Below are 24,407 nucleotides of genomic sequence, written 5' to 3' on the forward strand. Positions count from 1 at the left end.
CGGCACTGAACACCATGAAGCTGCTCGCGCGCTTCGGAGCGGTCGGCCTCTCGGCGACGGCCCTTTATGCGGTCCTCGCCTTCATTCTGGGCCAAGGTGCGCATTTCGCCCCCGTCCGGGCGTCGCTCACGGCTTATGCGGCGGCGGCGGCCTATTCCTACGTCGCCCACAAGATCGTGACGTTCATGTCGCCCGGGCAGCACCGTTCCGAGGCGCCCCGATTCCTGGTGGCCACCGCCGCCGGCTTCGCGGTCGCCTATCTCGCGCCGGCGGTGCTGGTCGGATGGCTCGGGCTGCCTCCGGCATTGCCCATCGTCGTCACGTCGCTCCTCGTCCCCGTGGTCAACTTCGTCCTTTTGAGCCGATGGGTGTTCGCCGATCGGGCGCGCCGGTAGCCTGGCCCTGCACCGCGGCCTCGTCGAGCCGCAGCGATATCAGCTTGATCGCGCGCTTGTAGATGTCGCTGGCCGAACGGTTGGGCGGTATGGCGTCGGGATATTGCAGCGTGACGTCAAGGATCCTGCCATGCGCGAGCGCGGCCGGTGGGACTGCAAGGGAGACCGTCCTCGTTTCCGGCCCTCGGAGGCGGACCTCATGGGCAGGAATGCCGTTGACGAGGAACCGTACCCGCTGCTCGTTCTGCGGCGGACGGAGAACCGGCGTGAGTTCGAGGGTGGCGACGACGGTCGAGCCCACGCCAGGGAGTTCCAGACGAAGCCTCGAGCTTTCGCCCAGTGAATGAGTGCCGTCGCCTGCAGGGCTCGACCAGCCGCAGACCTTGAAGCCGGCGGCGCGCTTCTGCCCGTCGCGGCGAAACGAAATCGTCTCGCCGAACAAATAGCGTGCCGAGGAATCGCGATTGAGGCAGGTCGTGGTCCGGTCGATGTAGAAGGCTCGATAGTCGGCGTCGACGCGCGGGTTGAGCGCGACCGCCAGGATGGTGGCTTCGGCGGAGGCCAGTAATGCCGCGAGCGTGTAGCCGCCCAGCCGGGCGAGCCGGAAGGCGCGCGGCCCACTAGACCAGGGCAAGGTGCCCTCCCATCCAGGCCTGCGTCACGAGATAGCAGCCGGCAAGTGCAAGGGCCAATGCCGCCAGCCAGATCGGCCCCGGGCGCGACAGCAACTGTGCCGAAAGCAGGATGAGCGGGGCGAGGGCGCCGACATATCTGACCATCGACGCCAGATTGGTGATCAGCGGCAGGACGATGCACAGTGCGCAGAACAGCGCTGCCCCATATTGCCGCCGCAACGCCAGCACGGCACACAGCGCAAGCCCGACGATGACGGCGAGCGCGCTCCATTGCGGCGCGCTCGGCAGCCAGCCGCTTGTCGGCATGGCCGAGATCCCCTCCCATAGGTAGAGGACGGGATTGCCGGCAACGCGGCCGAAAGCGCGTTGCACGTGCACGAAGGCAAATCCGTCGCCGACGTTGACGTGCAGGAACAGCATGTAGGCGAACAGGCCGAGGGGCGAGATGAGGATCGCGACCAGCAGCCGCGGCCGCGCCAGCACCCAGGCAGGAAATGACGCGAGCGCGGCGGCCGGATGACGCGACCGATAGTCCTGGTACATCCCGATGACGGTCGCGACGACGATGAAGACCCCGACCAGCCGCGTGGACGACAGCAGCGCCGAAAACGCGCCTGCGGCGAGGTAGTTCGAGCGCTTCAATGCCAGGAGGACGCACGAGGTCAGCAGCACGAAGAGCGGCTCCGTCAATACGCTGGTGAATTGAAACGACAGCGGACCGCTGAGCAGGAAGGCTGAATAGAGCGCGTAGGCCCTGAGGTTTCTTTCGAGCAGCGGCCAGGCGGCCAGACAGGCGGCGTAGGCGGCAGCCGTCGAGGAAAGCACGGCGGCCCAGAGCAGCGGCAGGGACGAGAGGTTACCTAGGCCCCTGACCAGCAGCGGATACAAGGGGAAGAACGCCCAGCGCCCGACATTGCTGCGGTTCGGTATCGGAAAGCCTTCGTAGCCCTTCTCGGCGATGCCGAGATACCAGGAGCAGTCCCATCTGCAGAGCGCTCGCATATAGGCGGAAGGGCTGGGCTCGTCGGTCAGCGAGACGAAGGCCGCATAGCGGAGTGCCATGCCGGCAAGCAGGAACAGCAGCGGAATGGCGAGGACGGTCGCCAATTCGGCATGGCGCTTCGAGACGGTCTGCAATCTCGGGATGGCCGGCTCGGTTGTCACGCCATTGCCTCTTTTCCGTGGCGACGCACTGACGCCGCGGCAGGGCCGATCGCGATCGTTCCCGAGTTGTCTCGTGCGGTCGGGCCTGGCGACACTCACCAACGGCGCGAGGGAATTCTGGTTCCCCAAGCGAAGCCTATCGGGGTCGTGGGAGGCAGAGCCCGGATGAAATGCGCCTCAAAGGGCAATCGCCAGCCATATCATGGCCAGCGCCGCCAGAATGACGACTACGTAAAGCCAGTCCTCCCAGGTCATGGCGCACGCGCGGCAAGCGAAGTCCGCGCCTCCTCTGGGCTCGCGGAATGGGCGGGACAGGTCCCTGCGCGTGCCGGCCAAGGTCGGCAGGCTGCCTGCTATTCGATGATCTGGACGATCTTGCGGGTGCCCGGTTCGACCAGCACTGTCTGCTGGCCGATCACGACATAGCTGTAGCTGGCGCCGAGGTCGGGCGCGTCCAGCGGGGTGATTTCGACCACGTCAGGCAAGACCTCTCCGACGACCACCTGCAATCCGGCAGGAGGCGCTATCGGCTGTACGGGGTGCGCGATGACATACTCGCGGACGATGGTCTGCTGGGCCGGTTCCAGCACCAGAGTCTGGGCCGAGAGGCCCGAGGTGGTGGCCAGGAGCAGCAAGGTCAGGCTCGAAATTCGCAAGAACATGGAACTCTCCATAGCTGGGACATGGAGGGGTAACCCGTGATCGGAGGAGAAGTTCCGGGCGAGGGGTTAGCACGGCAGGTGCCGGAGTGAGGCTCACCGATGCCAGCGGTTCGCCGACGAGCGCGGATGGTATCGGTGCCTTTTCGGCTCAAATGCGAGCGCCGCGGCGTTTGGCGCGCTTGGTGAGGTTACGCGCCGATGCCGCCGTTCGCCGGTCCGGCCGGCACCTTCACCTCGGGCATCGCGCCGATGAGCATGCGGGCATATTCGCTCTTCGGCGCGTCGAATATGTCGGCGCAGTCGCCCTGTTCGACGATCTCACCGCGGTTGATCAGCGCCACGCGGTCGCAAAGATAGCGCACGACCGCCAGGTCGTGGCTGATGAAGAAGTAGGTCAGCCCGAGCCGATCCTGCAGCTCGCACAAAAGGTTGAGAACCTGCGCCTGCACCGACACGTCGAGCGCCGAGGTGGGCTCGTCCAGCAGCAGCAGCTCCGGTCCCGAGGCAAGGGCGCGCGCGATGCAGATGCGCTGGCGCTGGCCGCCGGAGAATTCATGCGGATAGCGGTGGAGATGCTGCGGGCCCATGCCGACCAGCGAAAGCAGCTCGGCGGCGCGGTCGCTGCGCTGCTGGCCGGTCAGGCCCAGGGTTTCGTGGTGGATGACCAGCGGCTCGGTGATGATGTCGTAGACGGACATGCGCGGGTTGAGCGAGGCGTAAGGATCCTGGAAGACGATCTGGACGCGCGCGCGCAGGCGACGCAGTTCGGCGTCCGACAGCTTGCCCAAATCCTGGCCCTGCACGCGGATGCTGCCCGAGGTCGGCGTTTCCAGATGCAGGATCGACCGGGTCAGCGTCGTCTTGCCCGAGCCGCTTTCGCCGACCAGGCCGAAGCTCTCGCCCTTGCGCACCTTCAGCGACACGTTCTTCAGCGCATTGACTTCGGCCGACTTGCCGAAGATGCCGCGACGTCCGGGGTAGATTTTCGAGACGTTGTCGATTTCGAGCATGATGTCACTCATGGACAAGCGCCTCCATCTCGGCCACGCGGATGCAGGCTGCGGAATGATCGTTGCCGACGGGCACCGATGCCGGCATGGCTGCGGTGCAGGCGGGCAGGGCGAACTGGCAGCGCGGCGCAAAGCGGCAGCCCGGCGGCGGGGTGATCAGGTTCGGCACCGAACCGGCCAGCCCGCGCAGCTCACCGCGCTTGGTTTCCCGGGTCGGGATCGCCGACATCAGCGCGCGCGTATAGGGATGGACGGGATTGCCGATCACGGCCGCGACCGGGCCGCTTTCGACGATGTTGCCGGCATACATCACCGCGACGTGGCTGCATGTCTGGGCGACGACGCCGAGATTGTGGGTGATGAGCACGACGCCCATGTCGTATTCGTCGACGCTGCTTTTGATCAGCTTGAGGATCTGGGCCTGGACCGACACGTCGAGCGCCGTCGTCGGCTCGTCGGCGATGAGAAGGTCCGGTCGGCCGATCAGGGCCATGGCGATCAGCACGCGCTGGCGCATGCCGCCGGAGAACTGATGCGGATAGTCGTCGAGCCTGGCCAGCGCGTTGGGGATGCCCACATGTGCCAGCATCTCGCCGGCCAGCTTGCGTGCGGCCCGGCGGCGTTCTCGCCGGCCGGCACTCGGCGGGCAGCCGATCACGCTGGCATCGTGCTCGGCCGCGGCCAGCGCTACGTCGACCAGCTGCTCGCCGATGCGGAAGGCCGGATTGAGGTTGGTCGTCGGGTCCTGGAAGATCATGCCGATGCGCTTGCCGCGCAGGCGCTGCATCTGGGCCGGGCTGAGCTTGAGCAGGTCCTGGCCTTCGAGCAGGATCTCGCCCGCCGTATAGTGCGCCGGCGGCGTCGGCTGCAGGCGCGAGACCGACAGGCCGGTCAGCGACTTGCCGCAGCCGCTTTCGCCGACGAGGCCCCAGATCTCGCGCCGGTTCACGGTGAGATTGATGCCGTTCAGCACATGGGCGCGGCCGTCGAAGCTGGACATCCTCAAGTGCAGGTCGCGGATCGAAAGGAGAGGTGCGGTCATGTCAGCGCCTCGCCTTCGGATCGAGAATGTCGCGCAGGCCATCGCCGAGCAGGTTGAAGCCGAACACCGCCAGGAACATCGCCATGCCGGGCGCCATGGCCGTCCACCAGTAATCGGGCATGTAGGAGCGCGAGATCGAGAGCAGCGTGCCCCATTCCGGCGTCGGAGGACGAACGCCGATGCCGATGAAGCCGAGGCCGGCAACGGTCAGGATGGCGAAGCCCATGTCGAGCGACATCTTGACGATGATCGGCGACACGACGTTGGGCAGGATGTGGCGGAAGAGGATGCGCTTGGGCGTGGCGCCGAGCGCCCGCGCTGCGGTCACATAGACCTCCTCGCGGGCCGCCAGCACTTCGCCGCGCACCAGCCGCGCATAGCCCGGCCACCACGACAGGGCGATTGCGATGACCATGTTGCCGAAGCCCGAGCCGAGAGCCGCGGCGATCGCCATGGCAAGGATCAGGCCGGGGATGGTCAGCGTGAGGTCGGTCAGCCGCATCAGCACCTCGTCGACCCAGCCGCGGGAAAAGCCTGCAACGGCGCCGACGAGCGTGCCGATGGCCGAGCCGATGAGCACGACGCCGAAGCCGGCGAGCACCGACACGGTCGTGCCGGCCATCACCAGCGACAGCACGTCCTGGCCTAGTTCGTTGGTGCCGAAGGGATGGGCCGCCGACGGCGCCAGGAAACGGGAGGCGGTGTCGACGCTGCCCGCGACCTGATCGGGGTAGGGGGCGAGCACGGTGCCGAACACCGTGAAGAAGATCACCACCGCGACGATGGCTGCGCCAAGCAGGGACAGCCTGCTCTGCGAGAAGCGGAACAGGGCGCGGCGCAGCCTGTCGCGGCGGGGCGTGCCCGGATCGTCCGCAATGTTGTGCTCGGTGGTGGTCATGAGTAGCGGACCTTGGGGTTGATGACGCCGTAGAGCAGGTCGATGACGAGGTTGGCGAAGACGAAGAGCAGGCCGATCACCAGCGCGACGCCGATCACCGGCATCATGTCCTGCGACACGATGGCCTTCGTGGCGTAGAGGCCGAGGCCCGGCCAGTCGAACACGGTTTCGACCAGCACCGTGCCGCCGAGCAGCCAGCCAAAATAGAGGCCGATGACGGTCAGCGTGGCGGAGACCGCATTGCGGGCGACATATTTGGTGATGATCTTCCTCGACGGCAGGCCGAGCGCACGCGCCGTCATCACATAATCCTGCTGCATCACCTCGATCGTCGAGGAGCGCATCATGCGCATGATGGTGGCCAGCGGCGAGAGCGACATGGCGATGGCCGGCAGCGCGAGGTGACGAAGCGACATGAAAAAGGCATTCCAGTTGCCCGCGATCAGTGAATCGATGGTCAGGAACCCCGTGACGAAGCGCGGAGGAATGACCACGATCGGCAGGCGACCGCCGAGCGGCAGCCACATCAGCCACATGGCAAAGCAGAGTTGCAGCAGCAGCCCCAGGAAGAAGCGCGGCATGGAGATCGCACCGATGGCGCCCACCTGGGCGAGATAGTCCGGCCAGCGGTTGCGCCATACGGCGGTGACGAGGCCGAGCGGGATACCGACCGCAACGGCAATGAACATCGCAGCGAACACGAGTTCGAGCGTGGCGGGGAGATAGGCGGCGATATCGGCAGCGACGGGCCGGCGCGTGAGCAGCGACGTCCCGAGGTCGCCGCGGGCGAGGCCGGACACATAGTTGGCGTACTGCACCCAGATCGGCTGATCGAGGCCGTATTCCACGGCCAGCGCCGCGATCTCGGCTTGAGTGGCGTTTGGACCCGCGGCGAGCGCAACCGGATCGCCCGGCAGAAGACGGGCAATGCCGAACATGATGATCGTCAGGCCGACGATGACCGGTATGAGCAGCAGGAGCCGCCGCAGGATGAAACGCAGCATTGCCGATGTCCTCTTTGGGGGGCTTTGGCGGGCCCGAAGGCCCGCCAAATATTCGACTTAGCCGAGCGACAGGCCCCAGGCCTCGATCGCGTTGGAGGCGACCGGCGTGAAGTGATAGTCCTTCACGGCGTCGCGCATGGCGAGCTTGCGGCGCTCCAGCACGCCGAAGACATCGGGCGCATCCTCGACGACCTTTTTCTGGAATTCGCCGTAGATCGCCACGCGCTTGGCCTGGTCGATCTCCTTGCGTCCGGCCTCGATGAGAGCGTCGACTTCCGGGTTCTTGTAGACGGCGTTCTGCCACGCGCCATTGCGCGAGGAGTGGTAGGCCGCATAGGCGATGTTGTCCGGATCGCCGTAGTTCGCCGTCTGGTAGACGGGGAACAGGTCCGGGAAGGTCTCGGGCGACTTGCAGGCGGCCACCATGTCGGGCCAGTTCATCGGCACGATCTCGAGCTCGATGTTGAGCTGCTTGAGGCTGTCGAGCATGATGAGTGCCCAGCGGCGCTGCTGCTCAAGACCAGAGACATGGAACATCCTGAGCTTGAAGCCGCCTTCGGGCTTCTCCGACTTGGCCATGAATTCCTTGGCCTTGGCCATGTCTGTGCCATAGGCGACCAGATTGGCGTCGAAGCCGAGGATGCCCTTCGGCAGCGGGCCGTTCATCAGGTCGGCATAGCCTGCCGCGTCGAGGATCGCCTGGTAGTTCGTGGCATAGGAGATCGCCTTGCGCAGGTTGATGTCGGCGCAAGGACCCTTCTGCGTGTTCATCTTGATCGAGAAGGTGCGATATTCCGGCTCGATGATGCTGACGACGCCGGGCGCATCCTTCAGCGCGTCCATGTCCTCGCTGGTCAGATCGGTGGCGATATGGGCCTCGCCGCGCTGGATCATCAGCCGCTGCGTGGCGGTCTCGCGCACGATCTGCCAGATCACGCCTTCGAGGTTGCCGCCGCCGGCCTGCCATGCCTCGGGCGCGCGGGCCAGCTGGTAGAGCGTGCCGACCTCCGAGCGGGCCACGGCGAACGGGCCGGAACCTGCAGTGTTGGTCATCAGGTAGGTTTCACCGGCATCGCTGCCGAGATTGGCCTCGACCACTGCCTTCTCGACGACGAAGATCCACGGCAGCACCTGCAGGAACGGTGCAAACGGCGCTGCAAGCTTGAACTTCACCGTGCCGGCATCGACGGCGGTAACGCCCTCGGCGGTGACGATGTCGCGGATCATCCACGAATTGCCCTTGGCCAGCTTCAGCGCGCGGCCGAAGGAATAGACCACGTCGTCGGCGGTGACGGCATTGCCGGAATGGAACTTGGCGGCCTTGTTCAGGACAAAGGTGTACTCCGTTCCGTCGGGGCTGACGGTCCAGCTTTCGGCAATGCCCGGAGTGGGAACGGGCGGATTGCCCGAGATGCGCACCAGCGGGTCGTAGACGTTGCGCATGAAGAAGGACGCGGAATAGCCCGTAGCGGTGTGCGGATCGAAATTGGGGATGTCCTGACCCGCGGCGATGATCAGGACGCCGCCCGACTGCGCCAGCAGCCGGCGGGGGAAGACGGTGGTGGCGAGGCCCACGCCGGCGAGCGCCAGCAGGCTGCGCCGCGAGATATTGAACTGGTCAGAGGCTGTCATTGCATTGCTCCATGTCGGATGTCTGGTCGTCATTGCAAACGGGCGGCGCCTGATTGGCCGGGCGCCGCCGGATCTCGGTGGGCACTAGGCCCAGGCCACGTTCTCCTGCGGCGTGGTGGCGTTGGGCGTACCGGGTTCCTTCCGGTAGTTGAGCGCAACGTGGTCCGGCGTCACGAAACCGAGCGCGAGGTCGCGGGCGATCGCCGCAGGCTCGCGTTCGGCGGAGTGGCCGTAGCCGGAGCCGCCGGCGAGCACGAGTTCCACCACCTGGTCGGTCCGATGCAGCGAAACCAGCTCGCCCGTGCCGCAATCGCGCAGCACATGGCCGTCGGTGGAGAGGACGCGCCCGCGCGCCCCGCCGCCGGCCTTGCCGCCGAACAGGCCCTCGATCGGATTGTCGACGCCCTCGGGGTAGACGGAAACGAGCATCTCCAGCCCGTCCTCGTCACGCTTGCGGAAGCGCACGACCTGGCCAAGGCCACCGCGCTTCTTGCCCGCGCCGCCGCTGTCGGCGAGGAACGCCTTTTCCAGCACCAGCACCGGCACGCGGCTTTCCATCAGTTCGATGGACGTGTTGGCAGCCGACGTCGGCCAGAGCAGCGAGGAATGACCGTCGCCGCGCTCGGAGCCACCCTGTCCGCCGCCGCAGAAGAGCATGTCCGAGTAGAACTGCCCGTCCGTGGTCTGGCCGTAGACATTCGCGGCGACCGCAAGCCCGGTAAAGGACTGGACCATGTCCGGCGAGGCCGATGCGAGCGCGGCGAAGATGTTCGGCGCGAGGTACCAGCCGGTGCGGGTACGAAGGTTCACCGCCGCCGGATAGGTCGGGTTGAGGATCGAGCCCTCGGGCGCGGTCACGGTGAACGGTCGATAGCACCCGGCATTGCCGCGTACCGTGGGCGTCAGCATGCACTTCAGCGGGTAGGTCGCATGCGCCGCCGTGTAGTTCAGCGTGGAGTTCAGGCCGCCCTGCGGCAGCTGCGGCGGGGCGCCGTCGAAATCCACCGTGATGGCGTCGCCTTCGACCTTCACCAGGACCGGGTAGCTGATCTTCTCGCCCAGCGGGTTGTTGGTGATGACCGAGCGGTACTCGCCATCGGGCAGCGCCCGGATCGCGTCGCGCATTGCCTTTTCGGACAGGCCCTGGACGACCTCGGCGAGCGCGCCCAGGTCATGCATGCCGTAGTCGTGCATGAAGGCGTCGAGCCGTTCCGCCCCGAGCGTGTTGGCCGCGACGAACGAGAAGATGTCGCCCAGCACCTGCTCGCCGTTGCGGACGTTCTGGCGGATGAGCTGGATCAGCGTCTCGTTCGGCTTGCCCGCCTCGAAGATCTTCATCGGCGGGATCTGCAGGCCTTCCTCGTAGATCTCGCGGGCATGCAGCGAATCCTTGGTGCCCCCGATATCCGAGACATGGCCGACCGTGCCCATCAGGCCCACGAGGCGACCGTTCCGGAATGCCGGCGTCACGATGGCGATGTCGAAGAGATGTCCGGCACAGAGCCATGGATCGTTGGTGATCAGCACGTCGCCGGGCTTCAGCGTCTCCGCCGGGTAGCGCGCCAGCAGCGCCTTGACCGCGCGCGGCAGCGTCAGGTTGAAGACCGGCATCGCACGCGGGCTGTGGGCCAGCGTTTCGCCATCCTTGTCGAGGAGTTCGCAGGCAAAGTCCTGCGCCTCGGCGATGACCAGCGAGAACGCGGTCCGGCACACGGTAAGCCACATTTCCTCGACGACGTTGACGAGGCGCGACCACATGATTTCGAGGCCGATCGGGTCGCCCTTGATGCGCGCCACGGCTTCAGCCCGCGACATGTCCGCGGAGACAAACGTCTCGACGGCCTTGAGAGCCCCGACCTTTACGCAAAGATTCTGGCCGGCGTCGATCGTCACGCTGTCCGACGGGCCGATGACAGTGGTGGATTCCCGCTCCTCGATGATCGCCGGCCCGGGAATGGTGTCGCCGGTCCGCAGCGCATAGCGGTCGTAGACGGCGGTCTCGAACTTGCCCTCGTCGAACCAACAGGTGCGGTGCCCCTTGATCCGGGCCGCGGCATCGCCGCCGCCCGTGGCTCCCGTCAGCGAAAGCTGCGGCGTGGGGCCCGCGACGCGGACGCGGAAGTTGACGGATTCGAAGCGTGCGCCTTCGAACGGCGCGGCATAGCGGGCCGCATAGGCGCGAACGAAGGCCTCGCGGATCGCCGGCAGGTCGGCTTCGCCGAGCGCGGTAGTGGGAAGCGGCACGCTGATGTCGTGCATCTGCCCCACGAGCCGCATGTCGGCGCTGCGCTCGACCACCGTATCCCCAGGCTCGATGCCCGAACGGGTTAGCTGGTGGCGTCCCTCGTTTTCGAGGTCCGTCAGCAGCCTGTTGACGGCTTCCGCATCGAAGCCGGGCTTCAGCTCGACGCGCAGCGATCGCACGCCTTCGAACGAAAGCGGGGCGGCGAGGAAACCGAGTGCGGATGCCGCACCCGATGCAGGCGGGATCAGGACTGAACTGATGCCCATGGCACGCGCCACGTCGACCGCATGGGCGGGACCGGCACCGCCGAAGCCGACCATGGAGTACTCGCGCGGGTCCTTGCCGCGTTCGACAAGATGGACGCGCGCAGCCGAGGCCATGCTTTCGACGACGACTTTGTGGATGCCGAGCGCGGCTTCTTCGATCGACAGGCCCAGGGGCTTGGCCACACGCGAAATCGCCGTGCGGGCGGCCTCGAGGTCGAGCTTCATGCGACCGCCGAGGAAGAAGTTGGGATCGTAGTAGCCGAGCGTGAGGTTGGCGTCGGTGACGGTCGGCTGCTTGCCGCCCATGCCATAGCATGCCGGGCCCGGATCGGAGCTCGCCGAATGCGGGCCAACCTTCAGAAGACCGACATCGTCGATTGCCGCGATCGAGCCGCCGCCGGCACCGATCTCGATCATCTCGATCACCGGCGCCTTGATGGGCAGGCCCGAGCCCTTGACGAAGCGATGGACGCGCGCGGCCTCCATCATCGGCGAGATTTCGGCGCGGCCGTTCTCGATCATGCAGGCCTTGGCGGTGGTGCCGCCCATGTCGAAGGAAATGACATCGGAAAGCCCTGCACCGTGACCGAACAGCGCGGTGGCGAGCCCGCCGCCCGCCGGACCGCTTTCCAGCAGCCGGATCGGGAAGTCGCGCGCGGTTTCGAGCGACATCAACCCGCCGGCGGAATGCATGAGCCGCAGCGCGCCGGCGAAGCCTGCGCTGCGCAGGGACTTCTCCAGCTTGGTCAGGTAGCGGTGCATCAGGGGCTGCACGAAGGCGTTGGCGCAGGTCGTGACCGTGCGCTGATATTCGCCCATCTCCGCCACGACCTCGCTCGACGGCGAGATCGACAGCTCGGGGAAGGCGGCCCGGATGATCTCGGCGGCGCGACGTTCGTGCGAAGCATTGGCATAGGAATGGATGAAGGCGATCGCCACGGCCTCGCAGCCCTGCGCGACCAGCGACTTCGCCGCCAGCAGGACCTGAGCCTCGTCGAGGGGCGTTTCCACCTCGCCCGAAGCATTCATGCGCTCGTCGACCTCCAGCCGCAGGTCGCGGCTGACCATCGGATCGGGGAAGGAGACGAAGAGGTCGTAGATGTCGTAGCGCTGTTCCGTACCCATCTCGAGCAGGTCGCGGAAGCCGCGCGTCGTGATCAGGCCGACCGGCGCGCCCTTGCGCTCGATGACGGCATTGGTGACCAGCGTCGTGCCGTGAACGATCTCGCCGACATCGCCATGCGTGATGTCCTGCAGCGCAAGCAGCTCCTGCAGGCCGAGGAGCGCGGCCTGGGACGGGTCGTGCGGCGTGGTCAGCCGCTTGTGAAGCGTGACGGAGTGGTTCTTGCGGTCATAGAGCACGAAGTCGGTGAAGGTTCCACCGATGTCGAACCCCACGCGCCAGCGGTTCGGGAGATCGCTCATTCCATGATGTCCTTTTGTTCAGATCCGGGGGGCGACGAAGGCGCTGTCGCCCAGGTCTTCGGCAATGCGGGCAGCCCCTCGTGCGAGGGCCGCGATCATCTCGTCGCGACCTTTGTCGTCCACGAGTGCATGGGGGTAGACGATGCAAAGGCTGACTGCCTCGTCGGTGCGGGGGTCGGCGACGGCGATCGCGATGGCATCGACGCCGGGCGTCGCCTCCTGGCTCGAATATGCGAAACCTTGATGCCGCACTTTCGACAGCTGGTCGGTCAGGTCCGCCAGGGCGCCGTGCCCGGCGTAGAGTGCGTGCACCTCATCTTCGCCGAGCCGGGCCAGAAGCGACCGGCCGGTCGCGCTGAGATGGGCGGGCAGCCGGCGGCCGATATTGCTGACGACGCGCAGCGCGTTGGTGCCCTGGAAGTCGGCCACGGCCGTCACTTCCTTGCCGTCCCGCACCGAGATGTAGCCGGTATGCCCGAAGCTGCTGCTCGCTTCGGCGACCACTTCGCTGGCGCGGCCGATGAGCATCGAAGAGCGCCGGTAAGCGGCCGCGAGGTCGAGCATCAGGCGGCCCGGGCGATGCCGGTGGCTGTCGCCGATCGTCTCGAGCATGTTCGCCTCGCGCATCGCCTTGAGGAGGCGCGACGCGTTGGCTTTCGGCATGCCGAGCAGCCTCACGACGTCCGAGACCGTGAGGTCGGGACAGTCGTTGCCGAAGCACCTCAGCACGTCTGCGGCATTCTGCAGGACCGACATTGCTCCTCCGAGTCGTTCCATAAAATGGAACTGCGGTTCCATATATTGCAACTAATGCTCTCGTCCGTTCATTCGGTCAAGCTAAAAAAACGAACGGCCGCTCGACGGGGCGAAGCTGCGCACCCATCGTTGCATCAGAGGCAATGCTTCGCCGTCCCCGGCGGGATGCCGGGGCCGAGCGAGATCCTCAGGTCAAGAAACTGATTTGTCGGCGAAATTGCCCTCAGGCGGCGCCGCGCACCTCGACGAGGCGGGCCAGCAGGCTGGCACCGACGGGCAGGATCGTGTCGTCGAAAATAAATCCGGAATTGTGCAACGGAACGGTTCCGCCGTGGCCGAGATTGAAGAAAGCCCCGGGCACGACACGCAAGAGATCGGCCATGTCTTCCGATCCCATGGTGAGTTCGGCGTTCGGCTGCGCCTTGTCGCCGACGATCTCCTGGGCGACCTCGATGAGGTTGCCCACCCGCTCCGGATCGTTCGAAAGGACGTCGAAGATGTTGCGGATGTCGGCAACGATCTCGATCTCGTGGGCAAGCGCAAAGCCGGCGCAGAGCTTGCGGATGCGGTTTTCGATCATCACGCCGTCGGCTTCGTCGAAGTAGCGGAAGGTGCCGCGCAGGACCGCGGTCTCCGGAATGACGTTGTAGGCGGAACCGGCATGGAACTGCGTGACGGAAACCACGGCGGGATGCGTCGGGTCGGTGTTGCGCGAGACGATTTCCTGCATCTCCTTCACCAGGCCCGAGCCGATGGTGATGGGATCGCGGCTGGCCTGCGGCATCGCCCCGTGGCTGCCGCGGCCATGCAGCGTGATGTCGAAGAAGCTCGCGCCGGCCTGCGCCTTGCCCGGCCGGATCGTCAGTTGCGAATGCCCCTGGTAGGGAGAATTGTGCATTCCATACAGCTCGTCGCAGGGGAAGCGTTGGAATAGCCCGTCGCGCAGCATGGCCCTGGCGCCGCCGAGGCCTTCCTCGGCCGGCTGGAAGATCAGCACGGCGCGACCCGAGAAGTCGCGATTGCCGGCGAGATAGCGCGCGGCACCCAGCAGCATGGTGGTGTGCCCGTCATGGCCGCAGCCATGGAAGACGCCGGGGTTCTTCGATGCATAGGGCAAGTTGGTCAGCTCATCCATCGGCAGGGCATCCATGTCGGCCCGCAAGCCGATGCTGCGCCCCGGCTTCGCCCCTTCGATGACGCCGACCAGGCCGGTTCCGCCAATGCCGCGCTCGACGGCGACACCCCAACTGGCAAGCAGATCCGCCACGCGCTGGGAGGTGCGATGCTCTTCGAAGCCAAGTTCGGGATGCTGGTGGAAGTCCCGGCGTATCGCGGTGAGATCGTCGGCGAACTGGGCGATCTGTTCAATCACAGGCATGGCGTACCGTCATTCTTGGTTTGGCCAGTCTGTTGCACCTGCACCTTGTGAAGGCAAGCGTTTCATTTTAGGGCGTCGGAATACGTTGTGCGCGCAAGCGTCGGCGCGGAAAACCTGCAGTTTGCTGCGCGTTCAGCCCTTCCGCCCGACAGAAAGAGGACGAGATGCCGACCACGGACACGATCGAAACCATTGCCGAAGAAGCCGCCCTGTGGCGCCGCCACCTCCACGAGAATCCCGAGCTTCTGTTCGACCTGCCCAAGACGTCGGCCTTCGTCACGGAGAAACTCAGGTCGTTCGGCTGCGACGAGGTCGTCACCGGTATCGCGAAGACGGGTGTTGTCGCCGTGGTGAAGGGCAAGGTGGGCGCGGGACGCACCATCGGCCTGCGCGCCGACATGGATGCGTTGCCGATGAGCGAGCAGACCAACCTGCCGCACGCCTCGAAGATCGACGGCAGGATGCACGCGTGCGGCCACGACGGTCACACCGCGATGCTGCTTGCCACCGCCCGCCATCTTGCATCCACGCGGGATTTTGCCGGAACGGTCGTGCTCGTCTTCCAGCCGGCCGAGGAGGGTGGCGCTGGCGGGCGCGTGATGATCGAGGAAGGGCTCCTGGAGCGCTTCGGCATCGAGGAGGTCTTCGGCATGCACAACGAGCCGGGCCTGCCGGTTGGCTCGTTCGCGATCCGGCCCGGCGCTATGCTGGCCGCCGCCGACCGCTTCGTCGTCACCCTGCGCGGCAAGGGTGCCCATGCGGCCTCGCCGCATGAATCGCGCGACCCCGTCCTGGTCAGCGCCCATCTGGTGACGGCGCTCCAGTCGATCGCCTCGCGCCACGTCGACCCCTTCGACCCGGTCGTCGTGTCGGTCACCTACATCTCCGGCGGCAATGCCCTGGCGCTGAACGTCATTCCGGAGCAGGTCGTCGTCGGCGGCACGATCCGCACGGTCGATCCGGCCACGCGCAAGGCCATCGAGCAGCGCTTCCGGGACATCGTGGCCAACACCGCCCGGCTCTTCGAAGCCCAGGCCGAGATCGACTGGCGTCCAGGCTACCCGGTCACCGTCAACGATCCTGAGATGACGAAGGTCGCGATCACGGCCGCCTCGCAAGTCGCTGGCTCGGACCGCGTCAACGGCAATTGCCAGTGCACGATGGGCGCGGAGGACTTCTCCTACATGCTCGAGAAGCGCCCTGGCGCTATCATCTGGCTGGGCAATGGCGACTCGGCCGGGCTCCACAACCCAGCTTACGATTTCAACGACGACGCCATTGTCCACGGCGTTCGCTACTGGACGGCACTCGTCGGCGAGAGACTGGGGCTGCCCGGCTGAGCGGTGACTGCGGGATTGGTTCCACTCATGGACAATCTCGCGCCCCTCACCGAGCCGCGCAGGTCGTGGTAGTGGCGTGGGGCCAGGACATCGCGATCCGTTCGCGCAACGCTACGTTGCGCGAGATGCCGGTGGCGTCAATGTTCGGGGTGTCCCGGCGCCTGCGATTGTCGACGCTCGGCGGCACCAGGCGACGCCGTATGCGGCGCATGAACCGGTTCGAGACTGTTGTGGTGGGATGGTAGCGGGAGAGGGACTTGAACCCCCGACCCCAGGATTATGATTCCCGTGCTCTAACCAACTGAGCTACCCCGCCAGGGCCGGCGATGGTCCGATTTCCGCCCTCGGATGGGGCAGGCGTCGAAGCGTTCGCCAAGGTCGGGCGGATATAAGGTTGGCAGGGCGAACCTGTCAAGCGCGGATGACGGCTTCATTGGCGAAATTCGCAAGTTGCTGTTTCTGCACGTCTTGGGCCGAAATGGCACAGGTTGCGGGGTTGAGTTCACTCCCCGCGGCGATTATGTCTGCCGCAGATTTTCCCCCAGGAAAGAGCCTGATGAAACCGCGTATTGCAGTCCTTGGATGCGGCTACTGGGGCGGCAACCACATCCGCACCCTGAAGTCGCTCGGCGCCCTCCATGCCGTCTCCGACGTCGATCCGGCCCGCGCCGCACGTTTTGCCGGCGAACACGGCTGCATCGCGGTCACGCCCGACGAACTGATGGCGCGCGACGACGTCGATGCCATCGTCATGGCGCTGCCGCCGCAGTTCCACGCCGATTTCGCCGTGCGCGCGGTTCAGGCCGGCAAGGACGTGCTGGTCGAGAAGCCGATCGCACTGACGGTGGCGGACGCCGAACGTGCCGTTCAGGCGGCGCGCGACAACGGCCGCGTGTTCATGACCGGCCACGTGCTGCGTTTCCATCCCGCCTTCGAGGGGCTCAAGGCGCTGGTCGACAAGGGCGAGCTCGGCGAGGTCGGCTACATCCACTCCCACCGCCTCGGCCTCGGCAAGTTCCACGCCGAGAACGACGCGCTGTGGGACCTCGCGCCGCACGACCTGTCGATGATCCTCGCCATCACCGGCACCGATCCGGTCGAGATCCGTGGCGAGGGGGCGGCCGTCCTCAACCATCTCAGCGATTTCGCGCATCTGCACATGCGCTTCCCCAATGGTCTGCGCGGGCATCTCTTCGCCTCGCGCCTCAACCCCTATCGCGAGCGCCGGCTGACCGTGGTCGGCACCAAGGGCATGGCGGTGTTCGACGACGTCGAGCCGCAGGAGCGCAAGCTCGCCGTCTACCGCCACGCCGTCTGGCAGGAGGATGGTGGGCAGTGGACGTCGACGATGAAGGACCCGACCTACATCGAGATCGAGAACGCCATGCCGTTGACGCGCGAACTCGAGCACTTCATCCACTGCATCGAAACGCGCGAGGAGCCGCGCACCGGCGGCGACGAGGCGATCGGCGTGCTCAGGATCCTGACGGCGGGCACGGTTACGCACGATTGAGCGGGTAGGGGAGTAAGGCAGTAGGGGAATAGGGGAATAAGGGAATAAGGGAATAAGGGAATAAGGGAATAAGGGAATAAGGGAATAGGGCAGTGTTGCCGGTGCCTCTTCCTATTGCCCTACTGCCTTACTCCCCCCACTCCTCTAACCACCCACCAGCCGATCAGGGCGACAGCCGCCAGCCACAGCGCCACGATGAAGGCGAGGCCCGCCATGCTGCGCGGCCTGGCGTTGAACGCTGCTGCCTCGGCGCGGAAGCCGGCCATCAGCTCGGCCGGGATCATGCGGATCACCAGCCAGATGCCGAGGGGCACGATCAAAAGGTCGTCGAGATAGCCGAGCACGGGCACGAAATCGGGAATGAGGTCGACCGGGCTCAGCGCATAGGCCGCCACGCAGGCGGCGGCGAGGCGAGCGTGCCAGGGCGTTTGCGGGCTGCGGGCGGCAAGATAGAGCGCGACCACGTCGCGCTAGAGGAGGCCCGCCCAGCGCTTGGCCGCTTCCAGCATGGTGTTGCGAATTACTCCGCCGCGATCGGGCCCGGCATGGCGGCCAGTTTGGTCAGCATGGCCTCGGCGTCGGCGCGGCGCTCGGAACGCTCGATGAAGCCGCCGCCGAAGACGCGCGCCTCGTTGCCGTCGTCGGAATAGAGCACGCAGGCCTGGCCGGGAGCGATGCCCGACTCGCCGTCCGACAGCTCGACCCAGGTGGCGCCGTTCTCGTGGTGCAGCACCGCCGGGCGCGGCGGGCGCGACGAACGCACCTTGGCGAACATCTCGAGGCCGCCTGCCGGCATCTCCGCAAGCTGCCCGTCGCCCAGCCAGTTCATGTTGCGCAGGAAGATCTTGTGCGTTTCCAGCGCCTCGCGCGGGCCGACGATGACGCGGGCCCGCTCGGCGTCGATGTGCACGACGTAGAGCGGCTCGCCCGAGGCGATGCCGATGCCGCGGCGCTGGCCGATGGTGTAGCGCAGGATGCCCTCGTGGCGGCCGAGCACGCGGCCGTCGATATGGACGATGTCGCCCGGATTGGCGGCGGTGGGGCGCAGCTTGGCGATGATGTCGGAATATTTGCCCTGCGGTACGAAGCAGATGTCCTGGCTGTCCTGCTTGGCGGCGACCGTCAGGCCCATGCGTTCGGCAGCGGCGCGGACGTCGGGCTTCGACATGCCGCCGAGGGGAAAGCGCAGATAGTCGATCTGCTCCTGCGTGGTGGCGAAGAGGAAGTAGCTCTGGTCGCGGTCGGCGTCGACGGGGCGGTAGAGCGCGCGGTGGGCGCCGTTCTGGCGCGAGCGGATGTAGTGGCCGGTGGCGAGCGCGTCGGCGCCGAGCTCGCGGGCGGTGGCCAGAAGGTCGGCGAACTTGACCGTCTGGTTGCACGACACGCACGGGATCGGCGTCTCGCCGGCGACATAGCTCTCGGCGAACGGGTCGATGACCGCCTTGCGGAAGCGCTCCTCGTAGTCGAGCACGTAATGCGGGATGCCGAGCGTCTCGGAGACGCGGCGGGCGTCGGCGATGTCCTGGCCGGCGCAGCACGAGCCGGCGCGATGGGTGGCCGCACCATGGTCGTAGAGCTGCAGCGTGACGCCGACGACGTCGTAGCCTTCCTGCTTCAACAGGCCCGCGACCACGGAGGAATCCACGCCGCCCGACATGGCAACGACCACGCGGGTGTCTTCGGGGCGTCCGGGAAGGTCCAGGCTGTTCATCGGGATTGCGTTCCGCTGTCTAGGGTCGGCTCACTGCCAATGGCTGCAATATAGGTCAAGCATTGCCGCGGTGCCACCCACGCCGGGCGCGCGCGCCGCGCGGCGCGAAAACCCAGGCAATCGGGCAGATGGTTAAAATGCGGACCGATGCACTAACGGTCCGTTCAGGTTCGTTACTTACCCCTTAGCCTACGCTTAGGCAATTTTTAAAGCTGTGGCGTTAGTGTGGCGGGTGATTGGGTCTTTGAGTTTTTAGTAGAGAGTACGATGACCGATCTGGTTAGACCGCGTGTCAAATATGTTATCGGGCCTGACGGCAGCCCGCTTACGATTGCCGATCTGCCCCCGAGCAACACGCGCCGGTGGGTGATCCGCCGAAAGGCGGAAGTGGTTGCCGCCGTCAGGGGTGGGCTGCTCAGCCTCGACGAGGCGTGCCAGCGCTACAAGCTGACGACCGAGGAGTTCCTCTCCTGGCAGGCATCCATCGACGAATACGGCCTTGCCGGCCTGCGCACCACGCGCATCCAGCAATACCGTCACTGACACCGGCCGCAGAGGCCAATCAACGGAAAGGGTGCGGCATGCCGCACCCTTTTTCATTTCTGCCCCCCTGACATTTCTGACAAGGCGAAGCTCAGAGCGTCAGCACCACCTTGCCCTTCGGCTTCGTCGTCAGGAAGTCATGCGCGGCCGCGGCTTCCTCGAGGGGCAGGCTCTTCGCCACATGCACCTTGAGCCGGCCTTGTCCGGCCAGGCGGGCGAGTTCGTCCAGGCCCTTGCGGTCCGGCCGGACCGAGATGCGTTCGAGGCGGATGTTGCGTGCCCTGGCCTCTGCCACGGCTTCCTTGCTGGGATCGAGCAGGGCGATCAGCGTGCCGCCGGCCTTCAGCGCCCGCAGCGACCGTTCGGCATGGGCGCCGGCGAGCGGATCCAGCACGAGGTCGACCGCGCCAGCCTTCTCGACGAAGTCGTCCGTCGTGTAGTCGATCACCTCGTCGGCGCCGAGCGAGCGGACGAAGTCGACCTTGCCGGTGCTTGCCGTGGCGATGACATGGGCACCCAGCGCCTTGGCGATCTGCACCGCCAGATGCCCGACCCCGCCCGCCGCGGCGTGGATCAACACCCGGTCGCCGGCCTCGAGGCCGCCGACGCTGACCAGCCCCTGCCAGGCGGTCAGCCCGGCGAGGGGCAGGGCGGCCGCGTCCTCGTGGTTCAGTTCCGCCGGCTTGCGGGCGATCTCGGCCGCCGGCGCGGCCGTCAGCTCGGCATAGGCCGCCGCCTCCGCCGGAAAGCGCGGCATGCCGAACACCTCGTCGCCGACCGCAAAGCCATCGGCGCCCGGGCCGACGGCCTCGACGATGCCCGAGACGTCCCAGCCGAGCACGAAGGGCGGCTCGCCGAGCAAGGGATAATAACCGCCGCGCACGGCCGCATCGACCGGGTTCACGCCGGCGGCGCGGACGCGGATGAGCACCTCGCCCGCCTTGGGCCGGGGCGTGGGGCGGTCGGCAAGCTCCAGCACTTCGGGGCCGCCGACGGTGTTCTGGACAATGGCACGCATGGATCTGGTCTCCTCTTGGGGGTGCAATGCGCCACTATCATTTGGATAGTATGATTATCTTGTCCAGTATGTACCTCAATGATATATAGGTACCCCATGGATAGTGATTGCGCGCCCGACACCCCCTTCGGCTATGACGCCTTCCGGCGCGAATGCATGTCGCACACCGTGCTCGAGATGCTGGCGAGCAAGTGGGTCTACCTGGTCGTGGGAGCCTTGAAGCCGGGCAGGCGGCGCTATGGCGAGCTGCAGCGCAAGGTCGAGGGCATCACGCCCAAGATGCTGACGCAGACGCTTCGCGTCCTGGAGCGCGACGGCCTGGTGCGGCGCGAGATATTTCCGGTCATTCCGCCGCGGGTCGAATATGAGCTGACGCCGCTCGGCCTGAACGTTGCCGACTTGCTCAATCAGATCAGGGTTTGGGCGGAGCAGCATGCGCCGGAGATACGCGACGCGCGGTCGCGGTCGCTTGCCGGCGAGGGCGAGCTTGCGGACCTGGATGCCTAGAGCAACTCCCGGAAAAGTGCGAAGCGGTTTCCGTCCGGAATTGCGTCAAAACAAAGAGATAGGGCGTTTTCGCGCTACGAAGAAAAGAGCGGAAACGATCCAGGTGGCCGGCGGAGGGCCACGCAATTGCCGAATGTTCGTCGGCCTGCCTAGCCGATCATCGCGCTGCGGCCGCCATTGTCGGTCTCGCGTGCGTTGCGGTCGCGCGTTTCCAGCATTTCCGCCTTGGACAGCTCCGCTTCAGCTTCGGCGAGTAAGGCTTCTGCTGCGGCGCGCTGTTGCGCCAGGTCATGTTGGGAGTTTTTCAGATTGTCGCGGCGCTGGCGCGCGGCCTTGGCGAACGTCGGATAGGCGAAATGATTGAGATCGGTGATCCCAGCCTTCTTTTCCTCGGCGACGATCTGCAATTCCAGTTCGTTTGCCATTCGATCGAACTCGGCGATCATCGAATCAAGCTGCATCAGTTGCCGGCGCTTTTCGTTCACCTGAAACTGCTTGAGCCTGACCAGGTTCTCCCGTGACTTCATGACGCGATACTCCCGAACACCGAAAAACGCACTCCCGACCGCCCGCATCGGCCCGAAGGAGCCGCGCTGCAGACGATGTGACCCTGAACGGCCGGCAATGGAAAACAAACTTTTAAAGTTTTTCTCCACCGGTAACCATTCGTTTACGGGCATCGTTAATCATATCTCGCGAGACTTAAGGCCCGGTAAAGATTCCAGTTTTTGGCGTGACCGGGCAAGGGCAGTCTCCAGAGTCGCTTAGGCAACCTAGTTAATGCATGGCGTTAAGATGTTGACCGTGTGATTCATGTTTGGATTCAAGAGGGTGTATCCGCCGGTTAAAATTTCTGATATGGTCTTCCATACGAAATTAGGTTTTGTTAACCATTCGATGGCAGCCTCCGATTCAAGCACGCACTGCGCCGGCGTGAATTGGACCGCGAAGACATTCCGGCAGCAGAAAAGGGGATTTAAATGCGCGTTCTGCTGATAGAAGACGACAGTGCAACCGCACAGAGCATCGAACTGATGCTCAAATCGGAAAGCTTCAACGTCTATACGACCGATCTCGGCGAAGAGGGCGTCGACCTCGGCAAGCTTTACGACTACGACATCATCCTCCTCGACCTGAACCTGCCGGACATGTCCGGCTACGAGGTCCTGCGCACGCTGCGCCTGTCCAAGGTCAAGACGCCGATCCTGATCCTGTCCGGCATGGCCGGCATCGAGGACAAGGTGCGCGGCCTCGGCTTCGGCGCCGACGACTACATGACCAAGCCCTTCCACAAGGACGAGCTCGTGGCGCGCATCCACGCCATCGTCCGCCGTTCGAAGGGACACGCCCAGTCGGTCATCATGACCGGCGACCTGATCGTCAATCTCGACGCAAAGACTGTCGAGGTCGGCGGCCAGCGCGTGCATCTGACGGGCAAGGAATACCAGATGCTGGAGCTGCTCTCGCTGCGCAAGGGCACCACGCTCACCAAGGAAATGTTCCTCAACCACCTCTATGGCGGCATGGACGAGCCGGAGCTGAAGATCATCGACGTCTTCATCTGCAAGCTGCGCAAGAAGCTCGACGCTGCTTCCGGCGGCCAGAACTTCATCGAGACGGTCTGGGGCCGCGGCTACGTGCTGCGCGAGCCGGAAGACCTGCGCGAAATCGCCTGATCACGCTTTTACCTCGGTCAAAGCCCGGCCTTCGTGCCGGGCTTTCTTTTTTCCGGCGCAGGCGATGCTCAGGCGGCGACGGCGAAGGCGTTGAAGCGGTCGAGCAGCTGCGGCCGGGTGAACGGTTTCAGGAGGTAGCCCTGGGCGCCTGCGCGCTTGGCGCGCATGATGGCGCCGACGTCGACCTCGGTCAGGCAGATCGCGATCTGCGGCTTGACCCGTCCGTGCATGGCGCGGACGCGGCGGATGAAGTCCACAGCACTCATGTCCTCGAGCGCACTGTCGACGACGATGATGTCGGGCATGTCGTAGGCGCACATGTCGATGCCCTCGGCGCCGGTCGCAGCCTCGACCACCGAAATTTCGGGGCTGCTCAGGATGCGCTTGGCGACTTTGCGGATGACGCTCGAATCATCGACGAAAAGGCAGCGTTTCATATCCCGTTCCTCTTTGCGGGACCGGACGCGCGGGGCGCGCCCGGGTTGTCGGAGCAACCTAGCGCGGGCCCGTAAAGAAGCCGAAAAGCGGAATGGTAAAATTCTTGCGAAGGTTGCCGGGCGATGCAACGCGGATGGCTCGCAAACAGCAACCCCGGCCAGCGGGGGGGGGGGCGGCCGTCGCAGGCTATCTGCCTGAGGCGCCTTATTCGGCGGCGAGGATGATCTCTTCGGGAGTGGCGTGGATGGAAATCGTCATGCCGGCCTCGCGGGCGAGCAGCAGCGTGTAGTAGGGCTGCACCGAATGCGCGTCGATCGGCTCGTCCGGCTTGTGGCCGGAGTGCAGTTCGAGGAACTTCGGCGGCACGCGCAGCATCGGGCCCGAGGCCGAAAGCGTGAACTTCGGCGCGGTTTCGAGGTTTTCCAGCGTCACGCCGAGCTTGCCGCCGCGCGGGATCGCGGCATTGGCGACGAGCAGCAGGTTGAGCAGCAGCTTGACCTTGTTCTTGGGCAGCAGCGCGCGGCCGCCCGTCCAGGTCAGTTCCGGCTTCTCGTTCTTGAGGAACGAGGTTGCCACCGCTTCGGCGTCGCCGGTGTCGATGAGCATTCCGGCCGAGCCTGCCGCGCCGAAGGCGATGCGGGCGAACTGCAGGCGCGCCGAGGCGTTGCGGGCGCTGGCGCGGATGAGGCGCATGGCGTCCTCGTCGGCGCCGCCTTCGTCAAGCAGTTCGAGGCCGTTGTTGATGGCGCCGACCGGGGAGATGATGTCGTGGCAGACCCGGCTGCACAGCAAGGCTGCGAGATCGGGGGCGGAAAGCATCATCAGTTCGGCCATAAAACGGCATCCCTCGGCAACGGCATTGCGATATGACGAGGCCGAATAGCCCGCAATGCGAATCAGGGCCGGCCTGCTGCACTCTTGGTTACACAGCGCCGTCGCGCCGGGCAAGGAACAGCGGGCAACGCCGCGGAGAAATAGCTGGGCATGGGCGGATTTCGGCCCGCTTCCCGCCTTCGAACCGCCATCTTCCTGGGCGAGCTTAATCGTTGAAAAAGGATTGCGGCATAGTTTGCCGAAGTTGGATTCGTCAGCCGCCGGAAAGAGTGGCAGCGTATTCGGGGCGTCGGAGAAAGTGCGCTCTCTGACGGA

General features: G+C 65.6%; 23 protein-coding genes and 1 tRNA gene. 6 read left to right on the plus strand and 18 right to left on the minus strand.

What is annotated here, in order from left to right; all coding sequences use genetic code 11:
* Nucleotides 1–14: 14 nt before the first annotated feature.
* Nucleotides 15–395, plus strand: a complete 381-nt coding sequence (locus AmiPiv_RS07970) for a GtrA family protein (RefSeq protein ID WP_340036814.1) — start codon at nucleotides 15–17, stop codon at nucleotides 393–395.
* Here the strand turns inward: AmiPiv_RS07970 and AmiPiv_RS07975 are convergent.
* The 11 genes from AmiPiv_RS07975 to AmiPiv_RS08025 all read right to left on the minus strand — a co-directional run bounded on the left by AmiPiv_RS07975 (nucleotide 343) and on the right by AmiPiv_RS08025 (nucleotide 14,512).
* Nucleotides 343–1,029: a hypothetical protein gene (locus tag AmiPiv_RS07975; RefSeq protein WP_340036815.1), complete on the minus strand. Its 687-nt coding sequence runs from the start codon at nucleotides 1,027–1,029 to the stop codon at nucleotides 343–345. The two genes, AmiPiv_RS07970 and AmiPiv_RS07975, sit on opposite strands and share 53 nt — an antisense overlap.
* Entirely contained in the window at nucleotides 1,016–2,194 is a 1,179-nt protein-coding gene (locus AmiPiv_RS07980; protein ID WP_340036816.1) for a hypothetical protein, read from the minus strand. Before AmiPiv_RS07980 ends, AmiPiv_RS07975 begins: the two co-directional genes overlap by 14 nt.
* Nucleotides 2,195–2,547: 353 nt before the next feature.
* Nucleotides 2,548–2,856: a DUF1236 domain-containing protein gene (locus AmiPiv_RS07985; protein WP_340036817.1), complete on the minus strand. Its 309-nt coding sequence runs from the start codon at nucleotides 2,854–2,856 to the stop codon at nucleotides 2,548–2,550.
* Between the two features lie 188 nt (nucleotides 2,857–3,044).
* Nucleotides 3,045–3,878 (minus strand): ATP-binding cassette domain-containing protein, encoded by an 834-nt coding sequence (locus AmiPiv_RS07990; RefSeq protein WP_340036818.1) that lies wholly within the window; start codon nucleotides 3,876–3,878, stop codon nucleotides 3,045–3,047.
* Nucleotides 3,871–4,908, minus strand: coding sequence for an ABC transporter ATP-binding protein (locus AmiPiv_RS07995; protein WP_340036819.1), 1,038 nt, complete (start codon nucleotides 4,906–4,908; stop codon nucleotides 3,871–3,873). The genes AmiPiv_RS07990 and AmiPiv_RS07995 overlap by 8 nt, the downstream gene beginning before the upstream one ends.
* A gap of 1 nt (nucleotide 4,909) precedes the next feature.
* A complete protein-coding gene (locus AmiPiv_RS08000; RefSeq protein ID WP_340036820.1) occupies nucleotides 4,910–5,806 on the minus strand; it encodes an ABC transporter permease in 897 nt (298 codons plus the stop codon).
* Nucleotides 5,803–6,810 (minus strand): ABC transporter permease, encoded by a 1,008-nt coding sequence (locus AmiPiv_RS08005; RefSeq protein ID WP_340036821.1) that lies wholly within the window; start codon nucleotides 6,808–6,810, stop codon nucleotides 5,803–5,805. Before AmiPiv_RS08005 ends, AmiPiv_RS08000 begins: the two co-directional genes overlap by 4 nt.
* 57 nt (nucleotides 6,811–6,867) lie before the next feature.
* The gene (locus tag AmiPiv_RS08010; protein ID WP_340036823.1) at nucleotides 6,868–8,442 is read right to left on the minus strand and encodes an ABC transporter substrate-binding protein; all 1,575 of its coding nucleotides are present in this window, start codon (nucleotides 8,440–8,442) and stop codon (nucleotides 6,868–6,870) included.
* Nucleotides 8,443–8,526: 84 nt separating this feature from the next.
* The gene (locus tag AmiPiv_RS08015) at nucleotides 8,527–12,378 is read right to left on the minus strand and encodes a hydantoinase B/oxoprolinase family protein (protein ID WP_340036824.1); all 3,852 of its coding nucleotides are present in this window, start codon (nucleotides 12,376–12,378) and stop codon (nucleotides 8,527–8,529) included.
* Between the two features lie 18 nt (nucleotides 12,379–12,396).
* Nucleotides 12,397–13,134: an IclR family transcriptional regulator gene (locus tag AmiPiv_RS08020; RefSeq protein ID WP_340036825.1), complete on the minus strand. Its 738-nt coding sequence runs from the start codon at nucleotides 13,132–13,134 to the stop codon at nucleotides 12,397–12,399.
* 223 nt (nucleotides 13,135–13,357) lie between these two features.
* Nucleotides 13,358–14,512: a M20 aminoacylase family protein gene (locus tag AmiPiv_RS08025; protein ID WP_340036826.1), complete on the minus strand. Its 1,155-nt coding sequence runs from the start codon at nucleotides 14,510–14,512 to the stop codon at nucleotides 13,358–13,360.
* A 164-nt stretch (nucleotides 14,513–14,676) separates the two neighbouring features.
* On the opposite strand from AmiPiv_RS08025, the gene AmiPiv_RS08030 reads away from it, so the two are divergent.
* Complete coding sequence (locus AmiPiv_RS08030) at nucleotides 14,677–15,852, plus strand: M20 aminoacylase family protein (RefSeq protein ID WP_340036827.1); 1,176 nt, start codon at nucleotides 14,677–14,679, stop codon at nucleotides 15,850–15,852.
* A gap of 239 nt (nucleotides 15,853–16,091) precedes the next feature.
* Here AmiPiv_RS08030 and AmiPiv_RS08035 read toward each other — a convergent pair.
* Nucleotides 16,092–16,168: transfer RNA gene (locus AmiPiv_RS08035), tRNA-Met, on the minus strand.
* Between the two features lie 240 nt (nucleotides 16,169–16,408).
* On the opposite strand from AmiPiv_RS08035, the gene AmiPiv_RS08040 reads away from it, so the two are divergent.
* Entirely contained in the window at nucleotides 16,409–17,365 is a 957-nt protein-coding gene (locus AmiPiv_RS08040; RefSeq protein WP_340036828.1) for a Gfo/Idh/MocA family protein, read from the plus strand.
* A gap of 119 nt (nucleotides 17,366–17,484) precedes the next feature.
* Here AmiPiv_RS08040 and AmiPiv_RS08045 read toward each other — a convergent pair whose 3' ends face one another.
* The gene (locus AmiPiv_RS08045) at nucleotides 17,485–17,829 is read right to left on the minus strand and encodes a YkvA family protein (RefSeq protein WP_340036829.1); all 345 of its coding nucleotides are present in this window, start codon (nucleotides 17,827–17,829) and stop codon (nucleotides 17,485–17,487) included.
* Nucleotides 17,830–17,885: 56 nt separating this feature from the next.
* A complete protein-coding gene (gene mnmA / locus AmiPiv_RS08050; protein WP_340036830.1) occupies nucleotides 17,886–19,076 on the minus strand; it encodes a tRNA 2-thiouridine(34) synthase MnmA in 1,191 nt (396 codons plus the stop codon).
* Between the two features lie 267 nt (nucleotides 19,077–19,343).
* Between mnmA and sciP the strand changes: the two genes are divergently transcribed.
* Nucleotides 19,344–19,619, plus strand: a complete 276-nt coding sequence (gene sciP, locus AmiPiv_RS08055) for a CtrA inhibitor SciP (RefSeq protein ID WP_019173843.1) — start codon at nucleotides 19,344–19,346, stop codon at nucleotides 19,617–19,619.
* 91 nt (nucleotides 19,620–19,710) lie between these two features.
* Here the strand turns inward: sciP and AmiPiv_RS08060 are convergent, their stop codons facing one another.
* On the minus strand, nucleotides 19,711–20,637 hold the full coding sequence (locus tag AmiPiv_RS08060) for an NADP-dependent oxidoreductase (protein ID WP_340036831.1): 927 nt from the start codon (nucleotides 20,635–20,637) through the stop codon (nucleotides 19,711–19,713).
* 96 nt (nucleotides 20,638–20,733) lie between these two features.
* On the opposite strand from AmiPiv_RS08060, the gene AmiPiv_RS08065 reads away from it, so the two are divergent.
* On the plus strand, nucleotides 20,734–21,144 hold the full coding sequence (locus AmiPiv_RS08065) for a winged helix-turn-helix transcriptional regulator (protein WP_340036832.1): 411 nt from the start codon (nucleotides 20,734–20,736) through the stop codon (nucleotides 21,142–21,144).
* A 149-nt stretch (nucleotides 21,145–21,293) separates the two neighbouring features.
* On the opposite strand, the gene AmiPiv_RS08070 is transcribed toward AmiPiv_RS08065, so the two are convergent.
* Nucleotides 21,294–21,671, minus strand: a complete 378-nt coding sequence (locus AmiPiv_RS08070; protein WP_340036900.1) for a flagellar export protein FliJ — start codon at nucleotides 21,669–21,671, stop codon at nucleotides 21,294–21,296.
* 453 nt (nucleotides 21,672–22,124) lie between these two features.
* On the opposite strand from AmiPiv_RS08070, the gene ctrA reads away from it, so the two are divergent.
* Nucleotides 22,125–22,820: a response regulator transcription factor CtrA gene (ctrA, locus tag AmiPiv_RS08075; RefSeq protein ID WP_340036833.1), complete on the plus strand. Its 696-nt coding sequence runs from the start codon at nucleotides 22,125–22,127 to the stop codon at nucleotides 22,818–22,820.
* A gap of 68 nt (nucleotides 22,821–22,888) precedes the next feature.
* Here ctrA and AmiPiv_RS08080 read toward each other — a convergent pair whose 3' ends face one another.
* Both AmiPiv_RS08080 and chpT read right to left on the minus strand, forming a co-directional pair.
* Nucleotides 22,889–23,257 (minus strand): response regulator, encoded by a 369-nt coding sequence (locus tag AmiPiv_RS08080; protein ID WP_340036834.1) that lies wholly within the window; start codon nucleotides 23,255–23,257, stop codon nucleotides 22,889–22,891.
* 205 nt (nucleotides 23,258–23,462) lie between these two features.
* Entirely contained in the window at nucleotides 23,463–24,092 is a 630-nt protein-coding gene (gene chpT / locus AmiPiv_RS08085; protein ID WP_340036835.1) for a histidine phosphotransferase ChpT, read from the minus strand.
* Nucleotides 24,093–24,407 lie beyond the last annotated feature (315 nt).

The sequence above is a fragment of the Aminobacter sp. Piv2-1 genome, from assembly GCF_037625995.1.
Lineage (GTDB): Bacteria > Pseudomonadota > Alphaproteobacteria > Rhizobiales > Rhizobiaceae > Aminobacter.

What these genes read in the sequence shown, in the direction of transcription:
- AmiPiv_RS07970 (WP_340036814.1), top strand. Translation starts at nt 15, where the DNA reads ATGAAGCTGCTCGCGCGCTTCGGAGCGGTCGGCCTCTCGGCGACGGCC.
- AmiPiv_RS07985 (WP_340036817.1), bottom strand. Translation starts at nt 2,856, where the DNA reads ATGTTCTTGCGAATTTCGAGCCTGACCTTGCTGCTCCTGGCCACCACC.
- AmiPiv_RS07990 (WP_340036818.1), bottom strand. Translation starts at nt 3,878, where the DNA reads ATGAGTGACATCATGCTCGAAATCGACAACGTCTCGAAAATCTACCCC.
- AmiPiv_RS07995 (WP_340036819.1), bottom strand. Translation starts at nt 4,908, where the DNA reads ATGACCGCACCTCTCCTTTCGATCCGCGACCTGCACTTGAGGATGTCC.
- AmiPiv_RS08000 (WP_340036820.1), bottom strand. Translation starts at nt 5,806, where the DNA reads ATGACCACCACCGAGCACAACATTGCGGACGATCCGGGCACGCCCCGC.
- AmiPiv_RS08005 (WP_340036821.1), bottom strand. Translation starts at nt 6,810, where the DNA reads ATGCTGCGTTTCATCCTGCGGCGGCTCCTGCTGCTCATACCGGTCATC.
- AmiPiv_RS08010 (WP_340036823.1), bottom strand. Translation starts at nt 8,442, where the DNA reads ATGACAGCCTCTGACCAGTTCAATATCTCGCGGCGCAGCCTGCTGGCG.
- AmiPiv_RS08015 (WP_340036824.1), bottom strand. Translation starts at nt 12,378, where the DNA reads ATGAGCGATCTCCCGAACCGCTGGCGCGTGGGGTTCGACATCGGTGGA.
- AmiPiv_RS08020 (WP_340036825.1), bottom strand. Translation starts at nt 13,134, where the DNA reads ATGTCGGTCCTGCAGAATGCCGCAGACGTGCTGAGGTGCTTCGGCAAC.
- AmiPiv_RS08025 (WP_340036826.1), bottom strand. Translation starts at nt 14,512, where the DNA reads ATGCCTGTGATTGAACAGATCGCCCAGTTCGCCGACGATCTCACCGCG.
- AmiPiv_RS08030 (WP_340036827.1), top strand. Translation starts at nt 14,677, where the DNA reads ATGCCGACCACGGACACGATCGAAACCATTGCCGAAGAAGCCGCCCTG.
- AmiPiv_RS08040 (WP_340036828.1), top strand. Translation starts at nt 16,409, where the DNA reads ATGAAACCGCGTATTGCAGTCCTTGGATGCGGCTACTGGGGCGGCAAC.
- mnmA (WP_340036830.1), bottom strand. Translation starts at nt 19,076, where the DNA reads ATGAACAGCCTGGACCTTCCCGGACGCCCCGAAGACACCCGCGTGGTC.
- sciP (WP_019173843.1), top strand. Translation starts at nt 19,344, where the DNA reads ATGACCGATCTGGTTAGACCGCGTGTCAAATATGTTATCGGGCCTGAC.
- AmiPiv_RS08060 (WP_340036831.1), bottom strand. Translation starts at nt 20,637, where the DNA reads ATGCGTGCCATTGTCCAGAACACCGTCGGCGGCCCCGAAGTGCTGGAG.
- AmiPiv_RS08065 (WP_340036832.1), top strand. Translation starts at nt 20,734, where the DNA reads ATGGATAGTGATTGCGCGCCCGACACCCCCTTCGGCTATGACGCCTTC.
- AmiPiv_RS08070 (WP_340036900.1), bottom strand. Translation starts at nt 21,671, where the DNA reads ATGAAGTCACGGGAGAACCTGGTCAGGCTCAAGCAGTTTCAGGTGAAC.
- ctrA (WP_340036833.1), top strand. Translation starts at nt 22,125, where the DNA reads ATGCGCGTTCTGCTGATAGAAGACGACAGTGCAACCGCACAGAGCATC.
- AmiPiv_RS08080 (WP_340036834.1), bottom strand. Translation starts at nt 23,257, where the DNA reads ATGAAACGCTGCCTTTTCGTCGATGATTCGAGCGTCATCCGCAAAGTC.
- chpT (WP_340036835.1), bottom strand. Translation starts at nt 24,092, where the DNA reads ATGGCCGAACTGATGATGCTTTCCGCCCCCGATCTCGCAGCCTTGCTG.